Raw genomic sequence first — 16,049 nt, 5'->3', positions numbered from 1 at the left:
ATATACTTGAGGCCGGGCGCGAAGTGGCTCACCTTTAAGTTATCATTCCTCCCGCAGGGGAGCCACCTCTCATTTCTACCCGTATGCAAACCGCCAAAAGCAGCTCCCAACGCCTTGTCCGCTTACTGTTTGTACTTCTTTTGCTAGGCGCACTGGCTGAGCCCGGCCAGAGCCAGAACTTCCCCGCCAAAGTGGCCAGCCGCCGGGAGAAAGCCTTGTTTCCTGACTCCCTGAAGAAAGCCGACGTGCTGCTGCTGGGCGTATTCCACTTCAGCTATCCAGGCCTCGACGCGCACAAAACCAGCGGCAAGCTGGAAGTCGATGTGCTATCGGCGGAGCGGCAGAAGGAAATAGCCGAGCTAACTCAGCTGATTGCCCGCTTTAAGCCCACCAAGATAATGGTGGAGTACCCCGCCGAAGTGCAGGAGCGCCTCGACAAAGACTACACCGCCTACACCAGTGAAAAGCTAAAAACGACCCGCAACGAAATCACCCAGATTGGCTTCCGGCTTGCCAGGCAGCTCAACCATCCGCGCGTATTTGCCATCGATGCTCAGCCCTTCAAGTACAAGCTAGCCCCCAAAGACTCCGCTTGGATGCGCGCCCGGGAAAGCCAGCCCGAGAGCCCAGCCATGCAGCGCCTAGGCGCGCGCTACGCCGCCTTTTACAAATACCAGGACACGCTCGCCTACCAATCTACCCTCAAGGACTATTTGCTGTATCTCAACAGCGACAATTCCCTGCGGCGCTTCCACAGCGCCTACTTCGTAAACACTCCCGTGGGCACGGCCGCGGAGCCCGCTGGGGCCGATGGGTTCGTCACGCGCTGGTACAACCGGAATATCCGCATGTTTGCCAACGTGCAACGCTTGGCTGCCCAGAACGACAGAATACTCGTGCTCGTTGGCGCCGGGCACGTGCCTATTCTTAAACACTTGGTTGAAAATTCTCCCGAGTTCACCTTGCGCCGACTAGATGAATTTGTAAAATAGTCGCCGTTCCACCCTTTCGCTCTTCGCTATGAAAAACGACGTGACGCTGGCTTCTCTGCACAAGCAAGTACGGTGGCTTAAACTGTATGCGGCGGGCAGCACCTTGGTTTTTCTGGCTGTGCTGCTGATGGCCTTCGGGCCCGGCAGCCGCAAGCAACGCTTCGGCGAAATCGACGTGGAGCGCATCAACGTGGTGGAGAAAGATGGCCGGCTTAAGCTCGTGATTGCCAACCAAGAGCGCCAACCCGCGCCCCGCGCCGCCGGGCAAGACCTGCCTCGCGACGCCAAAACGCCCGGTATTCTCTTTTACAACGACGAAGGTGATGAGTGCGGCGGCCTCGTTTTCCAGGGCCGCAAAGTAGACGGCAAAGTGCAGGCTTCGCAGTCCCTCACCTTCGACCAGTACCAGCAGGACCAAACCCTACAACTGGTTTACTCCGAAGAAGACGCCAATCGCATGGTAGGTATGCGCATCAAGGACCGCCCCAACATCCCGCTGCCCGAGCACGCCCGCCGCTTGGCTGAATGGCAGAAAATGCCGGAAGGCCCCGAAAAAGCAGCAGCTCTGGATCCCATTCGGGCTCCCGACAGAGTGTTTGTGGGCAAGAGCAACGGCAACGCCGCGGTGTTTCTCTTTGATACCAAAGGTCAGCCACGCATCAAACTAGTAGTAGACGCCAACAACGTGGCCCGCCTGGACTTTCTGGACGCGACGGGCAACGTAGTGCAGCGCCTACCCACCACGGCCGACGCGCCTGGCGCGAGCCCCAAGAAATAGCGGGCGCCTAGCTCATCTCTACGACTTTTTCTTCTCGTCTTCGGCCGGCGGGCCCAGTACTTTTACCTTGTCCTCTTTGCTCAGACCCGACACGATTTCGACGTTGATGCCATCGGATAAACCTGTCTTAACCATGCGCTTCTGAAACTGCTGGGGGGCTTTTTCTATCTCCACGAACACGCTGTCCTTGTTAACCTTGCCAAACTGAAGCAAGCTTTCCCGAATAGCTAGCACATCTTCGCGGCGGCCGAGCACGATGTCGCCGTTGGCCGAGTAGTTGGCCCGCAGAAACTGGCCAGGCTTGAGGTTGAGGCGGGCGCGCACCTGAAACTTGATAGCGCCTTCCTCCAAGATGCCCTTAGGGGCAATGTATTCGAGCGTGGCCGGGAACGCCTCATTCTCTAGGGCCCCAATGGTCAGGTTTAGGTCCATGCCCTCGCGTACTTTGCCTACTTCGCTCTCGTCAATTTTGCCCTCAAACACCAAGCTTTGCATGTCGGCTACGGAGGCAATGGTGGTGCCCTCGTTGAAGTTGTTCCGCTCTACCACGGAAGCGCCCACTTTAATCGGCACATCGAGCAGCAAGCCCGTGATAGTAGAGCGTACTAGGTTCAGGGAGCCGCCGGTGTTGCGGGAGGCGCCGCGCTGGGCGATCTGAAGATTGCTTTCGGCGGCGTCGAGGGCTTGCTTTTTCGCCTTGTAATCGGCTTCCACGCGAATGTATTCCTGCTCAGCAATTACCTTTTGTTCGAAGAGTTTCCGCTGGCGGTCCAGCTCCGTTTTACTCAGGTCGAGGGCGATGCGCGCGGCCTGAATACCGGTTTGGGCGTTGTTTACGCTGGCCGCGTTAGCCACGGTCCGGATGCGGGCAATCAGTTGGCCTTCCTTTACCGGCTGCCCGGCCTCCACATACAGTTCCTCCACAATCCCCGACACCTGGGGCTTGATCAGTACTTCGCGCCGCGGCACGATGCTGCCCGTTGCCACCGTTTTCTTCACGATATCGGCCACAAAGGGCTTCTCGGTTTTGTACACGATGGGGTCTACGTTGGCCTGACGGTAGAAATAGTAGCCCAACCAGCCAAAACCAGCCAACAGCAGTAAAAGCAAGAGACCGAGGAAGATGCGTTTCATGGGTAAGTAGTTGAATTAGTTGTTCTGGGGGGCAAATTTTTGCTTTACTCGTCTTTCAAGGCCACAACGGGCTGTACCCTGGCGGCAATAGTAGCGGGCACCAGTCCCGCCAGCGCACCCGCCGATACAAGCAGCACAACGGCCGTAAGCGCCACGCCCACATCTACCTGCGGATTGGCAAAAAAGCCCATATCCTGCCCGGCAATGAGGTTATTGATAATAACGATGAGGGCCGTGCCGATGAGCAGGCCTATCATGCCGGCCACGGCCGTGAGCACGATACTTTCCTGTACAATCAAGCTCACTATGCTCCAAGGCGTGGCCCCCAAGGCTTTGCGGATGCCGATTTCCTTGGTGCGTTCCTTCACCACGATGAGCATAATGTTGCTAACCCCGATAATACCAGCCAGAATAGTCCCGATGCTCACCAGCCAGCTAAAGCCCGAAATCCCCGTGAAAAGGCCCTGCACGCGGGCGTACTCTTCCTCCACATTGGCCGAGCCAAAGGCCCGATCGTCGGTGGGGGCCACTTTGTGCTGGCGGCGCAACACTTCTTTTACTTTGGTTTCCACCACCGCTGAGCGGATGCCTGGCTTCGGAATAAAGGCAAAGTAATCTACCTTATTCACTTGGTTGAAAGCCACTTGCAGGGTTGTCAGCGGAATAAAAATAGTCTGGGCGTTCTGCTGGGCTTCCTCAGGCCGACCGCTGCCCTTGAACACACCCACCACCCGGAAGTAAATGCCTTTAATATTAACATACTTACCCATCGGGTTGGCACCCTGAAACAGTACCTCCACCACCCGATTGCCGATAATAGCCACCTTGCGCCGCTCCCTGATGTCCATCTCGTTCACAAAGCGCCCTTGTTGCAAATCCAAGGCTTGCACGGCGGGGTAACCAGGATATTCGCCCTTCACCGTGAACGAACCGCTTTTGGGCGGTACCTGCACCGTAAATGTGCCGCGCAGTTCGCAGCGCGGTAAAATGAAAGCCGCTTCAGGTACCCCGCGCTCAATGGCCGCCACATCGTCGTTGGTGAGCTGAATGAAGCGGCCTGCTTTCAGCCCCATGTAAGGAACGCTCGTACGCTGGGTCCAGACAAAAATGGCGTTTTTAGCTACACTAAACTCCTTTTCTACCCCATTGCGGAAGCCCTTGCCAGCGCCCAATAACACAACCAGCATAAAAATTCCCCAGAACACGCCAAACGCAGTCAGGGCCGTGCGCAGCTTGTGCCGCCGCACGGTACTCCAGATCTCGCTCCATTTATCAAGGTCGAACATGGGGTTGGGAATTAGGGAATGATGAAACTAGCGCGGCCTGAAGAACGATGAGCGTCCCTGCTATGAGGGAATGCAACTGGTCGTTCTGACATCCTCTTATTCTGCTCGCAGTGCCTCTATTGGTTTTACATTCGCGGCCTTCATAGCCGGCACTAGGCCCGCTATGGCACCCGCAACTACCAGCAGTACAATAGCGCTGATGGCCACCGTGACATCCACCTCGGGTCGGTCGAAGTAGGATGTGGTGCCTCCGGCTTGGTCAAGAGCGTAGCGCACGCCATCCAGCACCGCTACGCCCGCCAGCAGCCCCAGATACCCCGACAGCCCGGTTATCACCACCGATTCCTGCAGAATCATGCTAATAATGCTCCAAGGTGTAGCTCCTAGCGCCTTGCGCACGCCAATTTCGCGGGTGCGCTCTTGCACAATGATGAGCATGATATTGCTCACTCCCACCACGCCCGCTACCAGCGTTAGCACGCCTATTACTGACACAAATAGCTTAATACCAGTGAATAAACCCTGAAAGCGTTTAACTTCCTCTTCGTTGTTTTCTAAATACAGAGCTGGTTTGTCCGCCGGGTCGAACTTGTGGCGAGCGGCTAGCAGCACGCGCACCTGATCCTCTACCTGCTTTACCGGAGTGCCGGGCTGGGAGGTTAGGCCTAGGAGCTGTATCTGGTTGTATTGGTTGAAGGTCGTTTGGAAAGTGCTGAAAGGCGTGTAGGCTCGCTCCTCGCTGCGGCCCTGGTTTTGGGTATTAGTAAAAATGCCCACTATCTTAAAAAAGACGCCTTTTACCTGCACGTATTGGCCGATAGCCGGCTCATCGCCAAACAGCACTTTGCGCACCTTCTCACCCATTATCATCACCTTCCGGCGCTCGATAACGTCCATGGGATTGAGCAGGCGGCCTTCCTTGAGCACTTCCCCATTCATCTGAAAGAACTCCGAGCTGGCCCCAAACACTTGATACGAGCCGTTTTTTGTCCCCCGCATGATGGTGTACTCACCAAAAAGACGGTTGCGTGCGGCCAGCAAGTCGATGCCGTCTATTTGGCGGCGAATGGCTTCTTGGTCTACGTTGGTGAGCTTGATTTCGCGGCCGGGGCTGAGGCCATTGTACGGCATCGACGTTTTCCCCCCAAACACATACAAGCTATTGCGGGCGCCGGCACCAAACTCTTTGAAAATACCATTCTCCATGCCTTTGCCCGCACCCAGCAGAAGCACCAGCATGAATATGCCCCAAAACACGCCAAACGCAGTCAGGAAAGTGCGCAGCTTGTTGCGGCGCATCGTTCCCAAAATCTCCTGCCACTTGTCGATGTCGAACATGGCTTTTGGTGTTGCTTTATGAGGTAATGAAGAATTGAATTTTGGGCGCTTCTAATAAGCCGAAAGGCTGCATCTTGGGGAGTTCCAGCCTATTGACAGCTCTGACGTACTTTCTCCAGGCGCTGCATCACGTTTTTCACTACGCTCTCATTGGTGGTGTACAGAGGCAAATCGAAAGTGATTGTGTCGCCTTTTTTCTGACGTTTTATTTTCAGCTCGTAGTATTTCTGGTCGTCATCATCGGTTTCTGCCTCGTAGCTTAGGTTCGTTACGTCGGCCCATTCAAAGTCCAGCTTCAATTCAAATAGGCCGTCCTTGAGCTTCACGCCCCAGCCCGATTCGCCCTTGCTATAGCTCACCGATACTGGCTGCGACATCTGCACATCTGCTTTATTATCGCGGATTATCTGCTGAGCGTGGCAGCCGTTGAGCGTAAACTGTAAGTCTTGGTTTGGCTTCTTGGGGTTGCGCATCAATTGAGTGATCTGCTTGGCCAAAGCTTGCTTCTCGGTGGTCGAGACTTGGGCCTGGGCGGCGCCAACTATTAGCAGCAACGCCCACAGAAGTAAGGTCTTTTTCATAGCTCAGAAAGGTCAGGGTAAACTTATAGCGTTTTAAGAATCGGCTCGTCGGCAGCAACTTCATCATTGACCACCAGCCCGTCGCGCACCCGAACTATGCGGTCGGTTTGGGCAGCAATGTCGTTTTCGTGGGTCACGATTATGACCGTCATGCCCTCGCGGTTTACCTGCTTGAAAATGTCCATCACCTCTTGGGTAGTTTGGGTATCCAAAGCGCCGGTAGGTTCGTCGGCCAGAATAAGCTTGGGCTGACTGATGAGGGCGCGAGCAATAGCGACGCGCTGTTTTTGCCCCCCACTTAGCTCACTTGGCAAGTGGTCGGCGCGCTCGCGCAGGCCCACGCGGTCGAGGTATTCGAGGGCCATGCGATTGCGCTCCTTCCGGCTTACCTTCTGGTAGTAAAGCGGCAGGGCCACATTTTCCATGGCGTTTTTGAAATTCAGCAGATTAAAGGACTGAAAAACAAACCCTAGAAACTGGTTGCGGTACTGCGCGGCCCGCGTCTGCGAGAGGCTCCGGTCAATGCGGTTGCCAGCCAAGCGGTAGTCGCCGCTGTCATAGTCGTCCAGGATGCCGAGAATATTGAGCAACGTGCTCTTCCCGGACCCCGACGAACCCATAATGCTCACCAACTCCCCTTCCCGGATATGCAGGTCGATGCCTTTCAGCACCGTTAACCGGTTGGATCCTACTTCATAACTTTTGCGAATATCGCGCAGCTCAATCATGGCGGAGAAAGCAAATGCTAGGTTAAGTGCCTAACCCAGTAGCAGGCATTACAAAGTACACTAGTTTTATTTAGATTTCAAAATACAAGTCACTATAATTTACATACAAGTACTGATAACCAAGTGCTTTGCGGCCATAACCCTGGCTGCGCTGACATAAAAGATGCACTATGCCCCCCAACAGTTGCCTAGCAATTCATTTATATAGAGCCTAATGAATTTTTCTTATCAAAAAAGCCCCCCAGCACGATGCTGGGGGGCTTTTTTAGGGAAAGACAGGAATAAGACTAACAAGAATACCTTGCTTCTGGCAAAGGTTAATCTGGTTTTGGGCATTTAAGCAGGCACCTTACTGCCCACTGGCCTTGCGGGACTGCATCTGGGCTTGCATTGCCCGCTTTTTGGTTTGGTACTGCTGGTACTGGGTGGGCGTGAGCACTTGCTTCAGCTGGCCTTCGGAGCGAGCGTTAATGGCTTTCAAGTCAGTCATAAGGGCTGCGCGGTCGGCGCCGTGCTTTTTCTGGGCGTCGTTCACTTGCTCCACGGTGGAGGTAAGGATAGCGCGCACTTTGGTTTGCTGATCGGGGAGCAGCTTTAGCTCATCAGTCATCACGTCGGTGAGGTCGCGGGCGGCGCGACGCTCTACGGGCACGGCCGGCGCGGAAGCCGGCGTTGGCGCAGCAGTGGTGGTTGGAGCGTTAGGGATGTTGGCCTTTTTGCGACGAGCACAGCTGAAAGTAGTGGCCATTAGCAAAGCCAAAGCGAGGAAGAAGTGGGCGGAACGCATAGGAAAAACGTAGGAGTGTGCCCTGCATACGCGAAAATCGACTGCATGGCTATCCGGCGCCCACCCACCTCAGCTTAAGCTGCCTTCAGAGGTTTTCGCCACTATTCGCTCACGGCCAGCTGCTGACTAGCTTTAACGGTGCCAGCCCCCAATCCAGCCTTGATTTCCTGGGCCGTATAGTGGGCCAGCGCCATGATGGTCAGCATGGGATTGACGCCGCTACAGGCCGGAAACGCCGAGCCATCGGCCACATAAAGGTTGCGCACCTCGTAGGTTTCGCCGTTGGGGGCCAGTGGGTGTGTAGCTCGCACGCCGCCCATGCGGCAGGTGCTCATCTGGTGAGCACTATACAAGCTGAACTGGTTGGGCTTCCAGCCTAAGTGGGGCAGCTTGTCCAGCACTTCGGGGTTTTGCATTACCCCATCTTGGGCATGCAATATAGGCAAGGTGCCATGAGGCAAATACACCGTGTGGGCGCCGGCCGCCGCATGAATTTCGGCCGCGGCGCGCACGCCTCGCAGCATAGTGTTGCGGTCGAAGGCGCTGAGCACATAGTCCACCAATGGGGCGCCGTGCTGGTCCACGGTCACGCGGCCGCCGTCCCGGTCGCGGGTCAGCACGATGAAGTTGCCGAGGTGAGCGGCGTTGAGCATCAGTTGCTTATGCTGCTCACCCGACAGCCACGGCAGCACCATCGCCATCAGGCCCGCGTGGGCGGGGGGCGTTTCGAGCTTCACCCCGAAGTTGGTGCCATCGAGGCGAGTAAAGCAGTCATTTACCACCGACATGCTAGGCCCGTGCCAGGAGTTCATAAGATGCGGGTATAAGCCTGAAACCGCCACTGTAGGGTGCAAATGCAGGTGTTGACCCAGATGCGGGTGGTGCAGGCCGCTGCGCAACAGCAAAGCGGGCGTCTGAATGGCGCCGCCCGCCACTACCACGCGCCGGGCCCGTACGGTCACGCGCACCTGTCGGCCATCAGCGGTAGTATGCACGGCTTCGGCGCCGGTGGCTTGGCCTGCTTGCACAGTTACGCGCTCCACACGGGTGTCGGCCAATAGGCGAGCCCCGTGAGCAAAGGCTTGGGGCAAGTAGGTATTCAGAGTGCCTTGCTTAAAGCCGTACCGGTCGCCGAGGGTGGTGTAACCCAGTCCCTGAAAGTGCGCATCGGAGTCGGTGAGGCCTTTTTCGTTGCGCGGAATCAGCTTCGTAGGTTGGCCGAGCTTGGCCGAGCCATTCATCAGCGCTTGGTTCTGCCCATTGTGGCGGGTGTAGTCAGTGTTTACGCTCAGGGCACGGGTCACGGCATCAAGGCTCTGCTTGAACTCAGCGGAGGTGAAGTGGGGCACCTGATGCTCGCGGGCCCATTCTTCCAGCACATAATCGGGGGTACGGAAGGAACCAGCCCAGTTGACGGTGGTGCCGCCGCCCAAGCAGCTACCCGCCAGCAGCGCCACACCGCCATCCTGGGTGCAGAGGGCGCCGCGGGCGTCGTAAAGCTGGCCCATCATGTCTACTTCGCGCTGGGTAAAGTCGCAGCCGTGGCAGTAGGGGCCTTTCTCGAGAACTAATACGTTGTGGCCCGCTGTGGCCAACTCGGCCGCTACTACGCCGCCCCCGGCTCCGCTGCCGATTACCAGCACATCGCAGTCGTAGGTCACATCGGCGGTTGGGCGTAGGGTTTTGAGCGGCTTTTCGGTGTTTACCACTTCATCGGGCAGTGGGCCAGGGTAGCCCAGAGCCGACCAGGTAGCATTACCTTGCTCCGCCGATGAGGAGCCGTAATACAAAAAAGTGAGCAGCTTACGTAGCGCATGAAACCCCTTGCGTAGTTGGGGCACGTTGCTACCGGCCCAGCTTTGCAGCATCTGTTGGCGTTGGGCCGCGCTCAGGCGCACAAACGACTTGGGCGGCCCAAACCAGGTCAGGCCTAAGGCCGGACTATCGAGCAGCCCCAGCAACTGCTGAAACTCCTGCTGGGCAGCTGCAGGCTGGGCGTCAATGGCAGCAAAAGCTTTGTCCACATCCACGCCCTCGGAGCCGCGGCGGGCCCAGAACTCGGCTTTATCGGGCTTGCCTGCAATACCGGGGATAAAAGTATCGGCTAAAGCGTGTAGCAGGGTACGGTGAGCGGCGGTGGGAATCATAATCAATTCAGAAGCAAACGATTAATCAGGCTGATTGCGGGTCTGAAAATATCGGTATTTTTTTCGAGATACTCGGCATGCCGCGTAGTTTGAGGTATAGATAATCGATTTTCGACAAGATTAAATACTCCTAATAACCCTCAAAGCAGTGTATCAAGACTTCAGCACGAACTTCTAGTAACGGGCATTAGTGGAGCTGCTTAAATAGCAACAACTAAGTGAGGTCCTCACGAGATGTGAGAAGGTTAAGGGGCTGTCGAATTTTATATTATTTAAAATCTATATGCATTAAGAATTAAGTAACATTACGAAATAGACACTACCTATAAAGGCTACATTTTCATGGAATTAGCTCCACACTCAACACGCCGAAATGTCCTGCTCTTCCTAGGAATTACCTTTGCGCTTAGCTCGATCTTCTATGCCCTGATAATTCACACTGGTAAGCTTGGGTCAGGTTTTGGGCTGTACGTTACGGGGATAATGTGGTGTCCGGGGCTCGCAGCCTTGATTACTAGCAAGCTGATTCACCGAAAAATTGCCGATCTAGGCTGGCAATGGGGGAATCCGCGGTATCAGCTCTGGAGTTACACCGTGCCGCTTCTCTATAGCTTGATTGCTTATTTGCTGATCTGGGGCATGGGCTGGGGTGGATTTTTCGATTCTAAATTCGTGACTCAAGTGGCTACCTCTTTCGGTTGGGGGGCATTGCCATCCGGGCTGACCATTATGCTCTCCTTTATATTTCTGGGCATATTTGGCATGGCGGGAAGCATGGCTACGGCTCTTGGGGAAGAAATTGGCTGGCGGGGCTTCCTGGTCCCAGAATTAGCTAAGACCACTAGCTTCACCAAGACAAGCTTGATTGTAGGCATAGTATGGGCCATATGGCACTACCCTATCCTGATTTTCGCCGACTATAATAGCGGTACACCAGTCTGGTATGGCTTGGCCTGCTTTACCACGATGGTAGTCAGTATCAGTTTTATATTTACTTGGTTTCGGTTGAAATCCAACAGCCTTTGGACTGGCGCACTACTGCATGCCAGCCACAACTTATTTATCCAGAGCTTCTTTTCACCGTTGACGGCGGATACTGGCCGCACCAATTACTACAGCGGGGAATTTGGCATCGTGGTGCCCGTCATCTGCATTTTCTTTGCCCTCTACTTCTGGCGGCGCAGAGGAGAAGTGATAAGTCAGCAACCAGATACGGCTATTCCGGTGCACGCTGACACACTTACTCCTAGCCTGAGCACTTAGTCTTGCCCTTAGAAGCTTATAGTGTGCTTATGCTATAGGCGTTTATACTCCGAACTGAACGCTTAAAACCACTTCATCACCATCTCCATCATCTGCTTCACCTTGGGCGTGTAAGGCGGGTAGAGCAGCTTGACCGAGGTTTGACCGATGCGCTGTTTGAGTACAGCCTTCAGATTGGAGAACGAATCAAAGCCGTAGCGGCCGTGGGCGCGGCCCATACCGCTGTTGCCGAGGCCGCCGAAGGGCAGCTCAGGGTGCATGAGGTGAATGATGGTATCGTTGAGGGCGACACCGCCGGCGGGGGCGCGCTTAAGCACGTAACGGCGGTTTTCGGCGCTGCGGCTGAAAAGGTAAAGAGCCAGTGGCCGGGGCCGGTCGTTGATGAAATCAACGGCCTCCATGAGAGTGCTGTAGGTGCGCAGGGGTAGCACGGGGCCAAAGATTTCTTCTTTCCACAGGTCCGCTTCCGGCGGTACTTCCGCCAGGAGTGTGGGCTCAATAAAGTTCTCCGACGAATCGACGATGCCGCCCATCTCCAAAACGCCCCCCAGGCGTTGACCTTCCTCCAACAGGCGACTAACCCGCTGAAAATGATGCTTGTTTACGATGCGAGCGAAGGTATTGGACTGTTGCACGCCTTCGCCGGTGGGGTCGTGGAGGCGGCGGGTGGCGGCCCTGATTTCGTCGATTAGCTTGTCGCGCACCTTCTCATGTACTAGTAGGTAGTCAGGGGCAACGCAGGTTTGGCCGGCGTTGAGGAATTTGCCCCACACGATTTTCTCGGCGGCGTCGCGCAGATGGGCGGTTTCATCCACCAGCACCGGCGATTTGCCCCCCAGCTCCAGCGTAACGGAGGTAAGATGCTCGGCAGCGGCTCTCATGACTATTTTGCCTACCTGCGGGCTGCCCGTGAAGAAAATATGATCGAAGGGCAGCTTCAGCAGGGCCGTGGATACATCTTTGTCGCCCTCGCAGACGACTACCTCGCTGGGGTCGAATACTTCCTCTACCATCTGCCGGATAAGGGCGCTGGTAGCGGGCGTCATTTCGGAAGGCTTCACGATGCAGCAGTTACCCGCGGCTAGGGCCGAAGTCAGTGGGTCGACGGCCAGGTAGAAGGGGTAGTTCCAGGGGGCAATTATGAGCGCCACGCCTTTTGGTTCGGGCTGTACCCAGCCTTTGGCGCCCATCATAGCTAGCGGCGTGCCCACGTGGCGCGGCTTCATCCACTTAGCCAGGTGCTGCATGGTATGTTTCAGCTCCACCTGCGACACGTAGATTTCCGACATATCAACTTCCTCCGGGGGCTTGCGGAAGTCGGTGTACATGGCCTGCTGAATACGGGGGCGGTTATTCTCGATCCACTGGCTGAGGCGGCGCAGGCGGGCGATGCGCTCCGGAGCACCCTCCCGACGCAGCACTTCGCTATGGGTTTTGAGCCGGCCAAACACCTCTGGCAACGTAGCCAAATCAAAGGATGCGGGAACGGTAGCAGTGGGAGTAGCAAGAATTTCCATAGGGTGAGGGCTGGCAGTACAGGGCGTCTTCTAAGGTACACAATTCTAGTGCTTCGGCTATTTGCGCAGTTAGATAACTGGTTTATAGATGCTTGGTTTGGCTGGCTGAAGATTACTTTCAGCTTGGTTTACTACAGAAAAGCCCCCCAAATGCATTCTGGGAGGCTTTTTACTATAGCTATTCTAAAAGCTTATCATGCTCAGTTTTTCAAGATGAGCATTTGAGACTCAATTTGTCTTTCGAACCGCCCGCCGCTTAGGTATTTACCGTTTCGCCACCGTTGGGGTGCAGGGTTTGGCCGGTGAAATACGTGGAGTCGTCGGAGGCGAGGAACACATAGGCCGGGCCAACTTCGGAGGGCTGGCCGGGACGCTTCATCGTGGTGTCTTTGCCAAAGGAAGCCACTTTTTCGGGTGGGAAGCTGGCGGGAATGAGGGGTGTCCAGATGGGGCCGGGAGCCACGGAGTTGATGCGAATATTCTTCTCGGCCAGCTGCTGAGCCATGGAACGCACAAAGACGGTGATAGCGCCCTTAGTGGACGAGTAATCGACAAGCTGCTGATTACCCCGGTAGGCATTGATTGAAGAGGTGCAGATGATAGAGTCGCCCTCCTTCAGGTGCTTGAGCGCAGCTCGCGTCACGCGCACAAAAGAGAAGAAATTGACCTGGAATGTATCTTCCCACTGTTCATCTGAGGTGTCGGTCAGGTCGGTGCTCACAAACTGCTCGGCGGCATTATTGACGACGATGTTCAGGCCACCTAGCTCCTCCACCGTGCGCTCCACGATTTCCTGACAGTACTGCCGGTCGCGTAAGTCGCCGGGCAGGGTGAGGCAGCGCTGGCCAGCTTCCTCCACCAACTGGCGTGTTTTGTAGGCATCTTCTTCCTCGGTGGGAAGGTACGTAATGGCTACATCGGCGCCCTCGCGGGCAAAATGCACGGCCACCGAACGGCCGATACCAGAGTCGCCGCCGGTGATGAGGGCTACTTTGCCTTGGAGCTTTTCGCTGCCTTTATAATTGGACCGAATATACTCGGGTTGGGGCGTCATTTCTTGCTCTATGCCGGGCTGCTGGTCCTGCTTTTGAGGCGGCAATGTTGTTGGTTTGTTTTCCATAGCGTGTATAGGTTAGATTGAAAACTAACAACGGGGCTCACTACGCAGGGTTATAGTTCAGGTAGCCGTAAGCTGGGGGCATTTCGCGAGTGGCGGGTCGGGAACGTTTTGCCAAGGCTCTGGTGTAGAAGGCTTACGTACAGGCTCCTGGCTTCCCGTTTTCCACCCCACATGCTGCTGATTTATCTGCGTCCGGCCACCCGCTGGATAATAGCTGCGCTTTCGGTTTTACTGCTGCTATCAGCGCAGTCGACGGGGCCGCTTGCGCCGATTAAGCTGCTGGCAGCGACCGAGAAATTTGCCCCCCAGGAGTTCTACGTAGCTCAGGTTATCGATGAGCGCACCGATCGGCGCGCCGTGGCCTCCTTGCTCCTGCCGCCGACTGCGGCGGTGCCCGTGTCCAAAGCCCAAGCCGTTGACTTAGAAGGCGGTGGGCTCAGCGCTATTCGCCAGTTTATTTCCCAAAGTCTGCACACCAACAAAAAGCTACGCCCCATTACCATTCGCCTGCGCGAGTGTAAGGTGACCGAAACAGCCAATCCTAAAACGCCCTGGAGTGTGGAGGGTCGGGTGAGTTTGAAAATGGCTTTCGAATGGCAGCGCGATGGTCAAACCGTAACCTTGACCGAATACCAGGGTGCGGCGCGCTATGGCCGGCCGGCCAACCAGATTGGGGTAGTGGAGCCTACTCTTCGCCAGACCCTGACCGAGGGCCTGCGTTACCTGCATACGTGGGTCAAACAAAATGCCCCCCACAGCCCCAAGCTGGCTACCGGCGTGGAGGTTTTCTTTACCGATTATACCGAGAACAACGAGGCCGACACGCTTTTCTACGACCCTAAGCGCCCCCTCGATTTTTCTGATTTTACGGGTACTCGCCAATCTGGCGGCAATACCGCTGCGGTAGTGTTTCCTAGTTTCGCCTACCAAGGCTCTACCAAGGTGGTGGGGGGCAAAATGCAGCTGCGCATTACTATGAAAACCTTCGTGGTGCGCAGTTCCTCCTGGGTCGCCGACCACGCCCGCACGCCCGCCACCCTCAACCACGAGCAACGCCACTTCGACGTGGTAAAGCTAGTGGTAGAACGCTTCAAGCAGAAAATCCGACAGGACACGTTAGCAGTTGACTACTACGCGGGTCGATTACAGTACCAGTACCTGCTATCCTATCAGGAGATGAACCGCCTACAGGAAGCCTACGACGGCGAGACGGGCAATGGCACCAACGACGCCGCACAGGCACGCTGGAATGAGCGCCTAACGCGGGAGCTAAAGGCATTTGGGGTTGTGCAGTAGCTGGGGAGTGAGGCTAGTCGCTCTACGCCACGCTTTTAGCTACCGCCTCAAGCACACTCAGCTGTTCTTTAGGCTAAACTTAGTATCAAAAAAAGCCCCCCAAGTTACTATTGGGGGGCTTTTTACTTAAAATCAGATGGCCAGCTGATGTAGCCGCATAGGCCGAACGTGAGGCTCCCTCTTTTTAAGAGAGGAGGCCGGGAGGTAAGGCCCTCGTTAGAACCTAGTCTTTCACCTTGCGCTTACCGTCGTCAGCGTCACGCTTTACTTTGGTGCCGTTGGGGTATTCGATTTTACGGTCGCCGTCTTTGTCCACCTTCACGGTGCGGCCGTCGGCGTATACGGTCTTCGATTCCCCGTTGCTCTTTGTCTTGGACTTCACGATGGCCGGGCCCTGACGGCGGGCGGGGGCAGGCGCGGCGGCAGGAGCCGTAGTTGTCTTTTCTGCTTCCGTTTCAGCGGCATATTGCTCGCCGGTGTAGTAAGTAGCGCGCTTTTCCTCGTAGGTGAGGTAGCGGTCGTTGTCATTGACGATGCTCTTGATTTCAGTGTCCGTTTCGCGGTTTATTTGACGCAGGGCGGTGGTGCGGCCGGTAGTGTCGGAGGAGTAGCGAATATCTACCTCGCCCAAGCGAGTGGCGCGGGTGTCGTATACGCGGCGCACCTGGCGCACCTGGGCCGTATCGGTGATGCCGAGGTCGGTAGTGACGCGGTTGGCTACGCGGTTGCCCTGCTCACGGTAGAGCATCACTACATCATCGTCGACTATGACGGCAGTATCAGCGGAGGGCGTGGTGGCCGCATCCACGGCGGCCTGTTTGTCGGGGGTACAGGAAGCCAGCGACAGGGCAGTGGCGCAGGAAAGGAGAAGTAGGGAGGATTTCATGGGGAGCAGAAACAAAAACAAAAGATAGTCATTAGCTAATACATAGCCAATGGCCGCTGTACGGTAGCGGTTGGGCTGAGGTTGGCCGTAAGCCAAAGAAGCGGAGCAGCTGACGGCTTGCTTTCCTGCATAATTTCGGACTTGCTTTGTGGTCCAATGCCCGCTAGCGTCGGGCACTGGCCGGGCTAATGAGTTG

14 protein-coding genes are annotated in these 16,049 nt (G+C 55.9%); 4 read left to right on the top strand and 10 right to left on the bottom strand.

The features are described from left to right. The first annotated feature begins 83 nt into the window (after positions 1-83). Complete coding sequence (locus ACW9KT_RS02705) at positions 84-992, top strand: DUF5694 domain-containing protein (protein WP_457077849.1); 909 nt, start codon at positions 84-86, stop codon at positions 990-992. A gap of 28 nt (positions 993-1,020) precedes the next feature. Continuing rightward, positions 1,021-1,770 carry a hypothetical protein gene (locus ACW9KT_RS02700; protein ID WP_457077848.1) on the top strand — a complete coding sequence of 250 codons (750 nt, stop codon included), beginning with the start codon at positions 1,021-1,023 and terminating at the stop codon, positions 1,768-1,770. Positions 1,771-1,788: 18 nt separating this feature from the next. Here the strand turns inward: ACW9KT_RS02700 and ACW9KT_RS02695 are convergent, their stop codons facing one another. The 7 genes from ACW9KT_RS02695 to ACW9KT_RS02665 all read right to left on the bottom strand — a co-directional run bounded on the left by ACW9KT_RS02695 (position 1,789) and on the right by ACW9KT_RS02665 (position 9,771). Then, positions 1,789-2,904, bottom strand: a complete 1,116-nt coding sequence (locus ACW9KT_RS02695) for an efflux RND transporter periplasmic adaptor subunit (RefSeq protein WP_457077847.1) — start codon at positions 2,902-2,904, stop codon at positions 1,789-1,791. Between the two features lie 44 nt (positions 2,905-2,948). Next, positions 2,949-4,190 carry an ABC transporter permease gene (locus ACW9KT_RS02690; RefSeq protein WP_457077846.1) on the bottom strand — a complete coding sequence of 414 codons (1,242 nt, stop codon included), beginning with the start codon at positions 4,188-4,190 and terminating at the stop codon, positions 2,949-2,951. 96 nt (positions 4,191-4,286) lie between these two features. Continuing rightward, a complete protein-coding gene (locus tag ACW9KT_RS02685) occupies positions 4,287-5,528 on the bottom strand; it encodes an ABC transporter permease (RefSeq protein ID WP_457077845.1) in 1,242 nt (413 codons plus the stop codon). 89 nt (positions 5,529-5,617) lie between these two features. After that, positions 5,618-6,109, bottom strand: coding sequence for a hypothetical protein (locus ACW9KT_RS02680; protein ID WP_457077844.1), 492 nt, complete (start codon positions 6,107-6,109; stop codon positions 5,618-5,620). A gap of 23 nt (positions 6,110-6,132) precedes the next feature. After that, complete coding sequence (locus tag ACW9KT_RS02675) at positions 6,133-6,837, bottom strand: ABC transporter ATP-binding protein (RefSeq protein ID WP_457077843.1); 705 nt, start codon at positions 6,835-6,837, stop codon at positions 6,133-6,135. Positions 6,838-7,186: 349 nt separating this feature from the next. After that, positions 7,187-7,624, bottom strand: a complete 438-nt coding sequence (locus tag ACW9KT_RS02670) for a hypothetical protein (protein ID WP_457077842.1) — start codon at positions 7,622-7,624, stop codon at positions 7,187-7,189. 101 nt (positions 7,625-7,725) lie between these two features. Continuing rightward, on the bottom strand, positions 7,726-9,771 hold the full coding sequence (locus ACW9KT_RS02665; RefSeq protein WP_457077841.1) for an FAD-dependent oxidoreductase: 2,046 nt from the start codon (positions 9,769-9,771) through the stop codon (positions 7,726-7,728). 594 nt (positions 9,772-10,365) lie between these two features. Here ACW9KT_RS02665 and ACW9KT_RS02660 point away from each other — a divergent pair. Next, positions 10,366-11,034 carry a CPBP family intramembrane glutamic endopeptidase gene (locus tag ACW9KT_RS02660; protein WP_457077840.1) on the top strand — a complete coding sequence of 223 codons (669 nt, stop codon included), beginning with the start codon at positions 10,366-10,368 and terminating at the stop codon, positions 11,032-11,034. A gap of 62 nt (positions 11,035-11,096) precedes the next feature. Here ACW9KT_RS02660 and ACW9KT_RS02655 read toward each other — a convergent pair whose 3' ends face one another. Both ACW9KT_RS02655 and ACW9KT_RS02650 read right to left on the bottom strand, forming a co-directional pair. Then, positions 11,097-12,551 carry an aldehyde dehydrogenase family protein gene (locus ACW9KT_RS02655; RefSeq protein ID WP_457077839.1) on the bottom strand — a complete coding sequence of 485 codons (1,455 nt, stop codon included), beginning with the start codon at positions 12,549-12,551 and terminating at the stop codon, positions 11,097-11,099. Positions 12,552-12,807: 256 nt separating this feature from the next. Continuing rightward, on the bottom strand, positions 12,808-13,671 hold the full coding sequence (locus ACW9KT_RS02650; RefSeq protein WP_457077838.1) for an SDR family oxidoreductase: 864 nt from the start codon (positions 13,669-13,671) through the stop codon (positions 12,808-12,810). A 171-nt stretch (positions 13,672-13,842) separates the two neighbouring features. Between ACW9KT_RS02650 and ACW9KT_RS02645 the strand changes: the two genes are divergently transcribed. Beyond that, positions 13,843-14,967, top strand: coding sequence for a hypothetical protein (locus tag ACW9KT_RS02645; RefSeq protein ID WP_457077837.1), 1,125 nt, complete (start codon positions 13,843-13,845; stop codon positions 14,965-14,967). A 223-nt stretch (positions 14,968-15,190) separates the two neighbouring features. On the opposite strand, the gene ACW9KT_RS02640 is transcribed toward ACW9KT_RS02645, so the two are convergent. Next, positions 15,191-15,853 carry a T-complex 10 C-terminal domain-containing protein gene (locus ACW9KT_RS02640; RefSeq protein WP_457077836.1) on the bottom strand — a complete coding sequence of 221 codons (663 nt, stop codon included), beginning with the start codon at positions 15,851-15,853 and terminating at the stop codon, positions 15,191-15,193. Positions 15,854-16,049: the final 196 nt, after the last annotated feature.

It is taken from the genome of Hymenobacter sp. HD11105 (assembly GCF_054051685.1).
The sequence above is the reverse complement of the archived record's forward strand: the minus strand, read 5'-3'. Positions and strand labels throughout refer to the sequence as shown.